Annotated in this window: 10 protein-coding genes; 8 read left to right on the plus strand and 2 right to left on the minus strand. The window is 64.9% G+C overall.

The genetic code is table 11. The features are described from left to right. From J8I87_RS30090 to waaA, 4 genes are all read left to right on the plus strand, one after another. Positions 1–522: hypothetical protein (locus J8I87_RS30090; RefSeq protein ID WP_209935807.1), on the plus strand; the 522-nt coding region annotated here is incomplete at its 5' end. Positions 523–576: 54 nt separating this feature from the next. Beyond that, a complete protein-coding gene (gene waaC / locus J8I87_RS30095; RefSeq protein ID WP_209935808.1) occupies positions 577–1,578 on the plus strand; it encodes a lipopolysaccharide heptosyltransferase I in 1,002 nt (333 codons plus the stop codon). 206 nt (positions 1,579–1,784) lie between these two features. Further along, entirely contained in the window at positions 1,785–2,669 is an 885-nt protein-coding gene (locus J8I87_RS30100; protein ID WP_209935809.1) for a Kdo hydroxylase family protein, read from the plus strand. Positions 2,670–2,748: 79 nt separating this feature from the next. Beyond that, complete coding sequence (gene waaA / locus J8I87_RS30105) at positions 2,749–4,044, plus strand: lipid IV(A) 3-deoxy-D-manno-octulosonic acid transferase (protein WP_209935810.1); 1,296 nt, start codon at positions 2,749–2,751, stop codon at positions 4,042–4,044. A gap of 856 nt (positions 4,045–4,900) precedes the next feature. Here the strand turns inward: waaA and J8I87_RS30110 are convergent. Then, complete coding sequence (locus J8I87_RS30110) at positions 4,901–6,295, minus strand: phosphomannomutase/phosphoglucomutase (protein WP_209935811.1); 1,395 nt, start codon at positions 6,293–6,295, stop codon at positions 4,901–4,903. A gap of 255 nt (positions 6,296–6,550) precedes the next feature. Here J8I87_RS30110 and J8I87_RS30115 point away from each other — a divergent pair, with 255 nt between their 5' ends. Genes J8I87_RS30115 through galE form a run of 4 tightly spaced genes read left to right on the plus strand, consistent with a single transcriptional unit; the run spans position 6,551 to position 10,896 of the window. Next, positions 6,551–7,813 carry a lipopolysaccharide biosynthesis protein gene (locus J8I87_RS30115; protein WP_209935813.1) on the plus strand — a complete coding sequence of 421 codons (1,263 nt, stop codon included), beginning with the start codon at positions 6,551–6,553 and terminating at the stop codon, positions 7,811–7,813. Next, the gene (locus J8I87_RS30120) at positions 7,810–8,655 is read left to right on the plus strand and encodes a glycosyltransferase (protein WP_209935814.1); all 846 of its coding nucleotides are present in this window, start codon (positions 7,810–7,812) and stop codon (positions 8,653–8,655) included. The genes J8I87_RS30115 and J8I87_RS30120 overlap by 4 nt, the downstream gene beginning before the upstream one ends. 46 nt (positions 8,656–8,701) lie before the next feature. Beyond that, the gene (locus J8I87_RS30125; RefSeq protein ID WP_209935815.1) at positions 8,702–9,862 is read left to right on the plus strand and encodes a glycosyltransferase family 4 protein; all 1,161 of its coding nucleotides are present in this window, start codon (positions 8,702–8,704) and stop codon (positions 9,860–9,862) included. A gap of 11 nt (positions 9,863–9,873) precedes the next feature. Continuing rightward, entirely contained in the window at positions 9,874–10,896 is a 1,023-nt protein-coding gene (gene galE, locus J8I87_RS30130) for a UDP-glucose 4-epimerase GalE (RefSeq protein WP_209935816.1), read from the plus strand. Positions 10,897–10,935: 39 nt separating this feature from the next. On the opposite strand, the gene J8I87_RS30135 is transcribed toward galE, so the two are convergent. Further along, positions 10,936–12,507, minus strand: coding sequence for a methyl-accepting chemotaxis protein (locus J8I87_RS30135; protein ID WP_209935817.1), 1,572 nt, complete (start codon positions 12,505–12,507; stop codon positions 10,936–10,938). Positions 12,508–12,535: the final 28 nt, after the last annotated feature.

Consider the following 12,535-nt stretch of genomic DNA (forward strand, 5'->3'; position numbering starts at 1 on the left):
CTTTGCCGCGGCAAAGAAAGTAAGTGCCGCCCCGCACAGGGGCAACGCCCGCGCCGCGAGGCGCTATCGCGGATGCCCGCGCAGGGGCAAACAAACCGCATCACGACTGCCCGCGCAGGGCCAAACAAACCGCATCGCGGATGCCCGCGCAGGGCCAAACAAACCGCATCGCGGATGCCCGCGCAGGGGCAAAACAAACCGCATCGCGACTGCCCGCGCAGGGCCAAACAAACCGCATCGCGACTGCCTGCGCAGGGGCAAACAAACCGCATCGCGAATGCCCGCGCAGGGGCAAAACAAACCGCATCGCGGATGCCCGCGCAGGGCCAAACAAACCGCATCGCGAATGCCCGCGCAGGGGCAAACAAACCGCATCGCGAATGCCCGCGACAGCGGCAAAAGAAACCGCATCACAACTGCCCGCGCAAAGGGCAAACCAAACCGAACCGCAAATGCGGGCGCAGCGCAAACCGAATCGCAAAAAACCCAACCACCAACCGCGCGCCCCACCGGGCGCGCTAAAATTGCGTTCCCTTCCACCGCGTCATCACGCCGCCTCAACGGGCGTTCCCATTCTTGAGTGTGCAAAAGATCCTCATCGTGAGAGTGTCGTCGCTGGGCGACGTCGTTCACAACATGCCGGCCATCGCCGACATTCGCCGCCGCCATCCCAATGCGCAGATCGACTGGCTCGTCGAAGAAAGCTTCATGAAGCTGGTGGAGCTCGTGGACGGCGTCCGGCGCGCGATTCCGGTGTCGTTGCGGCGCTGGCGCAAGCGCATTCTCTCCGTCGACAACTGGCGCGAGATCGGCGCCTTCCGCCGCGCGCTCGCCGCCGAAAAATACGATCTCGTGATCGATTGCCAGGGGCTCATCAAGACCGCGTGGGTCGCGAAGATGGCGCGAGGGCCGCTCGTCGGACTTGGCAACCGCACGGACGGCGCGGGCTACGAATGGCCCGTGCGTTTCTTCTACGACCGGCGCGTGGCCATCGAGCCGCGCACGCACGTCGTCGAGCGCACGCGGCAACTGGTAGCGGCCGCGCTCGGCGACCCCGTGCCTCAGCTTACCGACGACATCGACTTCGGCCTCGACACGCGCCGCGCGGCACTCGCGCTGTCCGAAGCGCAGCTGAACTTGCCCGTGCCGTACGTCGTGTTCGTCCACGCGACCTCCCGCGCCGACAAGCAGTGGCCCGACGCGGCATGGACGGAGCTGGGCCAGTCGCTGGTGCGGCGGGGCGCATCGATCGTGTTGCCTTGGGGCAGCGATGCCGAGCGCGCGACCAGCGAACGCCTCGCGAAGGAGTTCGGCGCGGCCGCCATCGTGCCGCCGAAACTGTCGCTGCCGGCCGTGGTCGGCCTGATCGACGGCGCGGCGGCGACAGTCGGGGTTGACACAGGTCTGGTTCATATCGCAGCCGCCCTGAAGCGTCCGACGGTCGAGTTGTACAATTTCGCCACTTCATGGCGTACGGGCGGCTACTGGTCGCCGAACGTCGTGAATCTCGGCACGGCGGGGCAGCCGCCGACGCTCCAGCAAGTGAAGTCCGCCCTGGCCGGTTTCGGCCTGCTATGACGTAAGGCGATTGTCGCGGCGCGTGGCGGGGACGTCCGCCCGCCGTCGCGACTCGAAGCGAACGCGGCATGCGCGGCTGTCTCTCGTGACATTTGCGCCGGCTGCGGACGCCGCGTCCCCGCTGGCGGGCAGGTGCGATAAACAAGGCGTCCGCCGCCGTCAGCCGTCACGCCGGGGCTGGCACTATCTGCTTTGAAAAGGCGACCATGAACGAATCTCAGATCATCGAAGTAGCAAGCACCGACTGGCATGGCCAGGGCTTGTCCGTGCCGCGCGAGAAGCTGCTCGCCGGCGTCGAGCGCGGCAAGGTGCTGTATTTCCCGAATCTCGCTTTCGCGATCGAGGGCGGCGAACGCGCGCTGCTCGATCCCGCGCTGGCCGATCCGAAACGCAAGAACATCAGCCTCGAGCCGAACGGCGGCGCGCTGCATGGCGTACTGGGCGACGCCGTCACCCAGTCGGCCGTGCGCGCGCTGATTGCGCGCTATCAATCGAATGCGAGGACGCTCGTCGATGGGCTCTTTCCCGAGTACGTCGGCAAGCTGCGCGTCGCGCCGACCAGCCTGCGCCTGCATCAGGTGGAGACGCGTCAGACTTCATGGCGCAAGGACGACAGCCGCCTGCACGTCGATGCGTTCCCGTCCCGTCCGAACTATGGCGAGCGAATCCTGCGCGTGTTCACGAACGTCAATCCGAACGGCGTGCCGCGCGTGTGGCGCGTCGGCGAGCCGTTCGAGGACATGGCCAAACGCTTCCTGCCGCGCATCAGGCCGCAGATGCCGGGCTCCGCGTGGCTCCTCAACCTGGTGCACGTCACGAAGTCGCTGCGCAGCGAGTACGACCATCTGATGCTGAACCTGCATGACGGCATGAAGGCCGACCTCGAGTATCAGAAGAACTCGCCGCAGGAGACGATGCCGTTTCCCCCGGGCAGCGTGTGGGTGTGTTTCTCGGACCAGACCTCGCATGCGGTGATGTCCGGCCAGTACATGATGGAACAGACATTCTTCCTGCCCGTCAAGTCGATGGCGCAGCCGGAGTGCGCGCCGCTTGGCATTCTCGAGCGTCTGAAGGGCAGGGATCTGGTTTGAAAGGCGCGCTGCTTCCGCCAGGCGATGCCGCGCGAGACGCCATGCGCGCGGCCATGTCGATGTGTTGCGCGGAGGCCCGATGCTGAGGGCCGTCTATAACGCGCTGTGGTGGCTGATCGCGCCGCTTGCGGTGTTGCGGCTTTTGATCCGCTCGCGCAAGGAGCGCGGCTATCGCGAGCATATTGGCGAGCGCTTCGGTTCAGTCCGCGGCCGCGTGCCCGAGGACGATACGCCGCTGATCTGGGTGCATGCCGTGTCGGTGGGCGAGACGCGCGCCGCGCAGCCGCTCATTGAGGCGCTGATCATTGCGCGGCCCGACGCCCGCATTCTGCTCACGCACATGACGCCGAGCGGCCGCGCGACCGGCGAGCAGATCTTCGGCGATCGCGTGCTGCGCTGTTATCTGCCGTACGACATGCCGCGCGCCGTGCGGCGTTTTCTGAAAGCCTGGCGGCCTTCCGTCGGTCTCGTGATGGAAACGGAAGTCTGGCCGACGCTCATCGACGAATGCCGCCGCGCCGACGTGCCGCTCGTGCTGACGAACGCGCGGATGTCGCAGCGCTCGTACCGGCGCGCGGCGAAGTTCGGCAACGCGACGCGTAGCGTGTTCGGCGGCTTTTCTCGCGTGCTTGCACAGAGTCCATCGGACGCGATGCGGCTTTCCGCACTAGGCGCGCGCAACGTGGCCGTGCTCGGCAATCTGAAGTTCGACATGAACACGCCGCCCGAACTCGCGTCGCGCGGGCATGCGTGGCGCGCGGCCATCGGCTCGCGTCCCGTGTGGGTCGCTGCGAGCACGCGTGAAGGCGAAGAGGAACTGGTGCTGCAGGCATTTGCAGCGCTCGGCATCGACGACGCGTTGCTGATACTCGTGCCGCGTCATCCGCAGCGCTTCAATGAAGTCGCGGCGCTCATCGAGAAGAAGGGATTGCGTTGCGTGCGCCGTTCGGAGTGGGCGCCCACGGGCGCGGTGGCGGCGGGCGAGCGCGCGCCGACGGCGATGCCGGGTGACGTGAAGGTGCTGCTCGGCGACTCGATGGGTGAGCTGGGCGCTTACTATGCCGCGTCGGATGTGGCGTTCATCGGCGGCAGTCTGTTGCCGTTGGGCGGACAGAATCTGATCGAGGCGTGCGGGGTGGGCGTGCCCGTGCTGATCGGGCCGCATGTGTTCAATTTCACGCAGGCGACGGCTGATGCCGTTGCCGCTGGCGCATGCGTGCAGGTGAAAGATCCCGCTGACCTTGCGCGAGTGCTGCGGGAGCTGTTCGACGATAAGGCACGCCGCGTGGCGATGGGAGGTGCGGCGTCGGCGTTTGCGGCGAGGCATCGGGGGGCGACCGCGCGTACTGTTAATGTGCTGACGACGTTGTTGTAAAGGTTTGGTTTGCCCTTTGCGCGGGCAGTCGCAATGCGTTTTGTTTGGCCCTGCGCGGGCATCCGCGATGCGGTTTGTTTTGCCCCTGCGCGGGCATCCGCGATGCGGTTTGTTTGCCCCTGCGCGGGCATCCGCGATTGCGCCTCGTGGCGCGGGCGTTGCCCCTGTGCGGGGCGGCACTTCCTTTCTTTGCCGCGGCAAAGAAAGGAAGCAAAGAAAGCCGCTCACCCCGCCAATGCTTGACGCTTGTCCACGGGCCTTCAACGTCCCCGCACTTCGCACACCCGCGCCTCGGCCGCTGTCGGTTGCCAAAGCCCTATTGAACGCCTCACCCGTTTCACGCGCTCCTGCAACGGCTACCCGCCCCCCTGGTGTTTCAGTGCCCTTTTGCGGCAAACATATGTTGGTCGTCGCGCCTCACAGGCAGCGCTCGAACAGTGCAGAGACATCGCGCAGCGACGGTGTTCTGATGGTGCGAATGCCTACATAGGTTTGCCGCATGGGGGCGCTGAATAATCGAGGGCGTAGTGTGCAACGCGGATGCGTGAAGCGGGTGAGACGCGAGTCAGTGCGCTGGCGACGGACATGGGCCAGCACACTGCCGCGATAAACATGGGGATGTTGGGGGCCCGTGGGTAGAAACAAGCATTGGCGGTGTGAGCGGCTTTCTTTGCCTCCTTTCTTTGCCGCGGCAAAGAAAGGAGGTGCCGCCCCGCACAGGGGCAACGCCTGCGCCGCGAGGCGCTATCGCGGATGCCAGCGACAGCGGCAAAACAAACCGCATCGCGACAGCCCGCGAAAAGGGCAAACCAAACCGCGACACCCGGCCCCCCAAGCGTCGCAGACAAAACAAAAATCAGAACGGCAACTTCGCGTCAGCCTTCTCCGCCAGAATCACCCGACGAAAATCTTCCTGAATCCGCTTGAGCGCCGCGTCATTGTCGGCTTCGAACCGCATCACAACGACAGGCGTGGTGTTCGACGAACGCGCAAGCCCGAAGCCATCCGGATACTCGACGCGCAATCCGTCGATCGTCACAACCTGATCGGCGTCCGGAAACGTCGCGCTCTTTTGCAAGCGCGCAATCAGCTCGAAGTTCTCGCCTTCCTGCAGCTTCAATTGCAATTCCGGCGTGGAGTGCGAATTCGGCAGGCTGTTGAGCACCTTGCTCGGGTCCTGCACGCGCGCCAGGATTTCCAGCAGCCGCGCGCCCGTGTACAGGCCGTCGTCAAATCCGTACCAGCGGTCCTTGAAGAACACGTGGCCGCTCATTTCGCCCGCGAGCGGCGCGCCCGTTTCACGTAGCTTCGCCTTCACGAGCGAATGACCCGTCTTCCACATCAGCGGCTCGCCGCCCTTGTCCTTCACCCACTTCGCGAGATTGCGAGTGCACTTCACGTCGTAGATGATCTGCGCCCCCTTGTTGCGCGACAGCACTTCTTCGGCGAACAGCATCAGCTGGCGGTCCGGATAGATGATCTCGCCGTCCTTCGTCACGACGCCGAGCCGGTCGCCGTCACCGTCGAACGCGAAGCCGATTTCGGCGTCCGTTTCCTTCAGCGCGCGAATCACGTCTTCGAGGTTTTCCGGGTGCGCCGGGTCCGGATGGTGATTCGGGAAGTTGCCGTCGATGTCCGTGAACAGCTCGACTAGTTCGCAGCCAAGCGCCTTGAACAGACGCGGAGCAAGACCGCCCGCGACGCCGTTACCGGTATCGACGACGATCTTCAGCGGCCGCGCGAGCTTGATATCGCTGACGATGCGGTCGATGTAGGCATCGGCGACGTCGTATTCGTGATAACTGCCGCTGCCGCTTTCGAAGCGGTTTTCGGCGATGCGCGTGTACAGCGCCTGGATCTGCTCGCCGTAGATGGCCGCGCCGCGCAGCACCATCTTGAAGCCGTTGTAGTCGGGCGGATTGTGGCTGCCCGTGACGACGATGCAGGAATCGACGCGGCGCTCGCCGCCTTCGAGCTTCAGCGGCACGCTGGCCGCGAAATAGCCGACGGGCGTCGGCACCATGCCGACGTTGACCACGTCGACGCCCGCCGCGCGCAGCCCGTCGGACAGCGCCTGGATCAGCTCGGGACCAGACAGCCGGCCGTCGCGCGCGACCACGACGGCATCGCCGCCCTGCGCGCGCACTTCGCTGCCGAACGCGCGGCCGATCGAACGGGCGGCTTCGGCATCGAGGGTCTTGCCGATCACTCCGCGGATGTCATATGCCTTGAATATGGATTGCGAGATCATGGATTGGCTCACTTACGTGCAATGGGAAATATGTTCGACACGGCGTGGTCACGGCGCTGTGCCTTGCCGGAAGCGGTCCGGATACAACTTATAATTGCGCTTTTCAGCGACGCCCTGCTGGCGCCATTCTAATGCTTAGACGCCCCGCCCTCACAAAGTTGCCGCATCCTGCGACCGGCAGGGCCCCCATCCTTACACAGCACATGCACCTTGCGTGCCCGCTGGCGGCCAACGAACACGCGGGACACCATGCGGATGCCGGCGCTTAAGCGTTTCGCGAATCCGGACGTCACGCGGGCTGTCGCAAACCTTGTCTGGCTTGGCCTCGAACGGCTCACGCAGATCGGCGTGGCGATCGCGATCAGCGGCGTGCTCGCGCGCTATTTCGGCCCCGACGTGTTCGGCAAATGGCAGTACGCCAACACGCTTTTACTCGTCCTGTCGCCGATTACATGGGTCTGCGGCGCGGAGATTCTCGTGCCGACCATCGTCCATCGACCACCCGAACAGCTCGGCACCGTGCTCGGCAGCGCGTTCGCCTTGCGGCTCGCGGTGTCGGCGGCAGCACTCCTGCTGACGTGGGCAGGAATCGCCGCGGGCTTCACCGATCCCCTCGTCGGCGCGATGCTCGCCGGGCTCGCCGTGACGATGCTGTTTCGCGAGCCTTTCGTCGGCGTGGTCAACGCGTGGCTGCAAAGCATGACGTATAGCAAGCCGCAATTGCTGACCAGCATGACGACGGCCATCGCGAAGGCCGCGCTCGTATGGCTGCTGGTGCGCGCGGCCGCCGCGCCGTCGCGTTTCGGCTGGCTGTGGGCGCTCGAATCGGCCGTGATCGGCATGGTACTGGTCATTTATTACATGCAGCGGCGCGGCGGCAAGCTCGGCTGGCAACTGGACGGCGCGCTCTTTCGCCACTTCGCCACGGCAGGCACCGTCTTCTGGCTCGGCCTCATCTGCATGTATCTGTTCCTCAAGCTCGACCGGCTGATGCTGGAGCGCGCGGTGTCGTTCGCCGATCTCGGGCGCTACTCAGCCGCGCAGCAACTGAACGAGAACTGGATCACGCTCGCGCTGATGCTCGCGCAAACCCTCGCGCCCGCGTTCGTCTACCGTATCGAGGATCTCGCGCATCTGCGCCGCAACGTGTGGCGTCTCACCGCGATGACGGCAGCGCTGATGATCGCGGGCGCGTCCGTGCTGGACCTGCTCGCGGGCTTCATCATCCGCCGCGTGTTCGGGCCGGACTTCGACGAGGCCATCGGCATTTTCCGCTGGGCTGTGTGGTTGTCAGTGCCCGCCGGCATCGAGGCGATCGGCAACCTGGTCGTGCTCAAGTATCAGGCGAAGTTCGTGCTGCTGTTGAAGTGGCTGCTCGCGCTGGCCATCGCATGCGTCGTCAATCTGCTGGCGATTCCCCGCATGGGCGCTTATGGCGCGCTGGTGGGGCTAGCGAGCGGTTATCTCGCCGCGGCGTCGGTCAATTTTTACTACATCCGTTACAAGCTGCGTCCATGATGTCTTCCTCATTCACGCCGCCCAAAGCGCCCGGCGCCGGCGTACTCGACGACGTCGCCGTGCTGATGCCCGCCTACAACGGCCAGGCCGATATCGAGCGCACGCTGGCCTCGTTCAGGGAGGACGCGCGCATTCACGTGCTGATCGTCGACGACGGCAGCACGCCGCCCATCGTCGCGCCAACGCTGCCGAACATGTCGGTCGACATCTTGCGCATGGCAAAGAACGGCGGCATCGAACGCGCGCTCGCGGCGGGCATCGAAGCGCTCGCCGCGCGCGGCTTTCGCTACGCCGCGCGCATCGACGCCGGCGATCTGACCGTCGCGCACCGTCTCGCGACACAGCGGACGTATCTCGAAGGGCATCCGCACGTCGCGGCTCTGGGCATGTGGACACAAGTGATCTCGCGCGACGGCAAGCCGCTCTTCATGCTGAGACCGCCGACCGAGCCACTCGACATTCGCCGCATCCGTTTTCTGCGCGCCTGTCTCGTGCATCCGTCGATGATGCTGCGGCTCGACGCCGTGCTCGCCGTCGGCAACTATCGCGACGATTACAAGGCGGCGGAAGACCTCGATCTGTTCCTGCGCCTGATGGAGCGCTACGACTGCGCGAACCTGGCGGCGCTCGGCCTTTACTACGAAGTGAACGAAGGCGGCATCAGCGCAACGAAGCGGCGCAGGCAGATCCAATCGACGCTGCGCCTGCAGATGCGCTACTTCAACGCGCTCAACCCGTTCGACTGGCTGGGCCTCGCGAAGAACCTGCTGCATCTCGTCACGCCGTACCAGACCCTTCAGCGTGTCAAGAAACGTCTGTACGCGCCGCGAGCAAGCCTCTGATCCCGCAGTCCCAACCCGCACCTGATCCCGAACCCGCATCGCACGCATGAAGCAACCCATTGAATCCGCCCGCGCGCTGCGCATCGCGCTCGTGTGCAACACCGCGTTTGCAATCTATACCTACCGGCAAGGGCTGATACGCATGCTCATCGAACGCGGCGTCGAAGTGACGGTGATCGCGCCGCGTGACCGCACATCCGATCTGCTCGAGCAGATGGGCTGCCGCTGCATCGAGTTTCATGTGGCCTCGAAGGGCACCAGTCCGCGCGACGATCTGCGAACGCTCTGGTCGCTGTACCGGCTGTATCGATCGATTCGCCCGCATATCGTGTTTCATTACACGATCAAGCCGAATATTTATGGTTCGATTGCGGCAAGGCTCGCGGGCGTCAAGTCGGTTGCCGTCACGACCGGCCTTGGCTATGTTTTCATTCAACATAGCCGAGCCGCGCAGGTTGCAAAGCTGCTGTACCGCTTCGCCTTCCGTTTTCCGCGCGAGATCTGGTTTTTGAACAAAGACGATCAGGCCGCTTTCCTCGATCAGAATTTGCTCGCGCATCCCGAGCGCGCGCGCCTGCTGCACGGCGAAGGCGTGGACCTCGATGCGTTTTTTTTCACGCCGCTGCCTGCGCGTGAAAATGAGCGCGAGGCATTTTCTTTTGTATTAATCGGCCGGCTGTTGTGGGATAAAGGAGTCGGCGAATTTGTCGAGGCGGCGCGGCGGCTGCGCGCCAGGTATCCGCATGCGCGTTTTCAGTTGCTCGGCCCCGTCGGCGTCGACAATCCGAGCGCGATCACGCAGGCCGACGTGGACGCGTGGGTGGGCGAAGGCGTGATCGAGTATCTGGGCGAGGCGCATGACGTGCGGCCGCTGATCGCCGCAGCCGATTGCGTCGTGCTGCCGTCGTATCGCGAGGGCGTGCCGCGCACGCTGATGGAAGCGTCGGCGATGGGGCGCCCCGTCGTCGCCACCGATGTGCCGGGTTGCCGCGAAGTCGTCGCGGACGGCGTCACCGGTTTGTTATGCGGCGTACGCAACGTGGACAGCCTCGCGGCTAAGCTCGCGCAAATGCTCGACATGAGCGGCGACGAGCGTCGCATGATGGGCGAGCGCGGCCGACAGAAGGTCGCAACGGAATTTGACGAACGCAGTGTCGTGCAACGATATAAGGACCTTGTCCGGCAACTGACGGGCGTATCACTCTAAGGGAGCTCAGCATGACCATGAAGGGCACGATTCTGGTTACGGGCGGTGCAGGCTATATCGGCTCGCATACGTGCGTGGAATTGCTCAACAGCGGCTACGACGTGGTCGTGATCGACAACCTCGTGAACAGCAAGCGCGAGTCGATTGCGCGCGTCGAGAAGATCACAGGCAGGAAGGTCGCGTTCTACGCCGCGAACGTGCGCGACGAGGCCGCCCTCAACGGGATCTTCGACAGCCATCCCATCACGGGCGCGATTCACTTCGCGGCGCTAAAGGCCGTGGGCGAATCCGTCGCGAAGCCGCTCGCGTACTACCGCAACAACATCGATGGCCTGCTCGTGCTGCTCGACGTGATGCGCGCGCGCAATGTGAAGCAGTTCGTGTTCAGCTCTTCGGCGACCGTGTACGGCGTGCCGAAAAGCTCGCCTATCGACGAAACGTTCCCGCTCTCCGCGACCAATCCGTATGGCCAGAGCAAGCTGATCGCCGAACAGATCCTGCGCGATCTGGAAATCTCGGACCCGTCGTGGCGCATCGCGACGCTGCGCTACTTCAACCCGGTCGGCGCGCACGAGAGTGGTCTGATCGGCGAAGATCCGGGCGGCATTCCGAACAACCTGATGCCGTATGTCGCGCAGGTCGCCGTCGGCAAGCTCGACAGGCTGCGTGTGTTCGGCGGCGACTACGACACGCCCGACGGCACGGGCGTGCGCGACTACATTCACGTCGTCGATCTGGCGCGCGGGCATATCGCGGCACTCGATGCACTCGTCAGGCGCGACGCGAGCTTTGTCGTCAATCTGGGCACGGGTCAGGGCTATAGCGTGCTCGAAGTCGTGAAGGCGTTCGAGAAGGCATCGGACAAGCCCGTCCCGTATGAAATCGTCGCGCGCCGGCCGGGCGATGTCGCGTCCTGCTTCGCGAATCCGGCGAAAGCACTCGATGTGATCGGCTGGCAGGCTCAGTTCGGCATCGAGCGGATGTGCGCGGATCACTGGCGCTGGCAGGCGCAGAATCCGCGCGGGTTCGAATAGCGGGTTCGAATAGGGGGTTTCTATAACGCGCGCGGCTCGTCAGCCTTGGGCCGCGCCCGCCGCGGCGTCGAGGCGGAATACGGCGACCGCCTCGCGCAGCACGTCGGCCTGCGCCTCGAGCGTCTTCGCTGCGGCTGCCGCCTGCTCGACGAGCGCCGCGTTCTGCTGCGTCACCTCGTCGATCTGGCCGATCGCCTTGTTGATCTGCTCGATGCCGTCGCTCTGTTCGTGCGCGGCGCCTTCGATCTCCGTCATGATGCCCGTCACGCGCTCGACGGACGTCATCGCTTCCTGCATCGTCTTGCGTGCGTCGGCGACGAGCGCGGCGCCCTGCGCGACCTGCGCCGTCGAATCGCCGATCAGCTCGCGGATTTCCTTCGCCGCCGCGCCCGAGCGCTGCGCGAGCGCGCGCACTTCCGACGCCACCACGGCAAAGCCGCGCCCCTGCTCGCCCGCGCGCGCCGCCTCGACGGCCGCGTTCAGCGCAAGGATGTTGGTCTGAAACGCGATCCCTTCGATGATGCCGATGATCTCGCCGACCTTGCGTGACGACGCGGTGATGCCGTCCATCGTTTGCGTCACGCGCGTAACCACGTCGCTGCCACGCACGACCGTGTCCAGCGCGCCTTGCGCGAGACGGCTCGCCATTTTCGCGTTGTCGGTGTTCTGCTTGACGGTCGCCGACAGTTCTTCCATGCTCGCCGCCGTCTGCTGAAGCGCGGCCGCCTGCTGCTCGGTGCGGCTCGACAGATCGGCGTTTCCGGCAGCGATCTCGTTTGCGCCCTGCGTGATCGACTGCGTGCTGCCGCGCACCTTCGACACCGTCTCGACGAGCCCGTCGCGCATTTGCGAAAGCGCCTGCAGCAACTGTCCCATCTCGTTGCGCGAGCGCACCTTGACGGCCGTGGTCAGATCGCCCGCTGCCATGCTGCGAAAATGGCGGATCGTCTGGTTCACCGGCTTGACGACAGCCGCGGACAGCCCGGCGCGCGCGATCGCGCCGACCACGATGGCCGCCACGCCGATCGCGATGAACAGACCCGTCGAAATCGTGAAGCGCTGATTCAACTGCTCGGCCTGGCGCTGCCGGTTATCGGCCTGCGCCCGCTTGAGCGCGTCGATCGCCTTTGCGTAGACGCGATAGTAGCGGTCGGCCGTTTCGCCCTGGATCGTGCGGAACGTGTTGAAATCGTTATCGACGAGCGCCTTGTACTCCGGCTCGATCGCCTGATCGACGAGCGCAGCGCGCGCGCTGGCGACCGTCTGCGCGAGCTTGCCCTCTTCGTCGCTGCCGAATGGGCCTGCCATATAGCCGCGGAAGTCCTCGTTCGACGACTCCAGCAGCTTGTGCGCCGCTGCGAGCAGCCCGTCCGTGTCCTTGCCGACGCTAAAGAGCGTCTCGTAGCTGCCGAGCGCGAGGCGCACCTGCAACAGCTTCTCCGAACTCGACGTGAGCACGGTCATCGCCGCCGACGACTGCTGCACGTTCTGCAGCCCGCCGTTGCTGAACTTCAGCGCACCCCACCCGACTCCGATCACTGTCAAAAGAAACGCCGCGAACACGCCGATGACGAGCGTCAGCCCCTGTCGGATAGTGAGGTTGTTGAGCATGAAGAGTCCATGATGTTGCCGTCGGCGA

Origin of the sequence: Paraburkholderia sp. LEh10, from assembly GCF_017814945.1 — a bacterium.
GTDB lineage: Bacteria > Pseudomonadota > Gammaproteobacteria > Burkholderiales > Burkholderiaceae > Paraburkholderia.

Coding starts and splice junctions, on each gene's coding strand:
- J8I87_RS30100 (WP_209935809.1), top strand. CDS start 1,785: ATGAACGAATCTCAGATCATCGAAGTAGCAAGCACCGACTGGCATGGC.
- waaA (WP_209935810.1), top strand. CDS start 2,749: ATGCTGAGGGCCGTCTATAACGCGCTGTGGTGGCTGATCGCGCCGCTT.
- J8I87_RS30110 (WP_209935811.1), bottom strand. CDS start 6,295: ATGATCTCGCAATCCATATTCAAGGCATATGACATCCGCGGAGTGATC.
- J8I87_RS30115 (WP_209935813.1), top strand. CDS start 6,551: ATGCCGGCGCTTAAGCGTTTCGCGAATCCGGACGTCACGCGGGCTGTC.
- J8I87_RS30120 (WP_209935814.1), top strand. CDS start 7,810: ATGATGTCTTCCTCATTCACGCCGCCCAAAGCGCCCGGCGCCGGCGTA.
- J8I87_RS30125 (WP_209935815.1), top strand. CDS start 8,702: ATGAAGCAACCCATTGAATCCGCCCGCGCGCTGCGCATCGCGCTCGTG.
- galE (WP_209935816.1), top strand. CDS start 9,874: ATGACCATGAAGGGCACGATTCTGGTTACGGGCGGTGCAGGCTATATC.
- J8I87_RS30135 (WP_209935817.1), bottom strand. CDS start 12,507: ATGCTCAACAACCTCACTATCCGACAGGGGCTGACGCTCGTCATCGGC.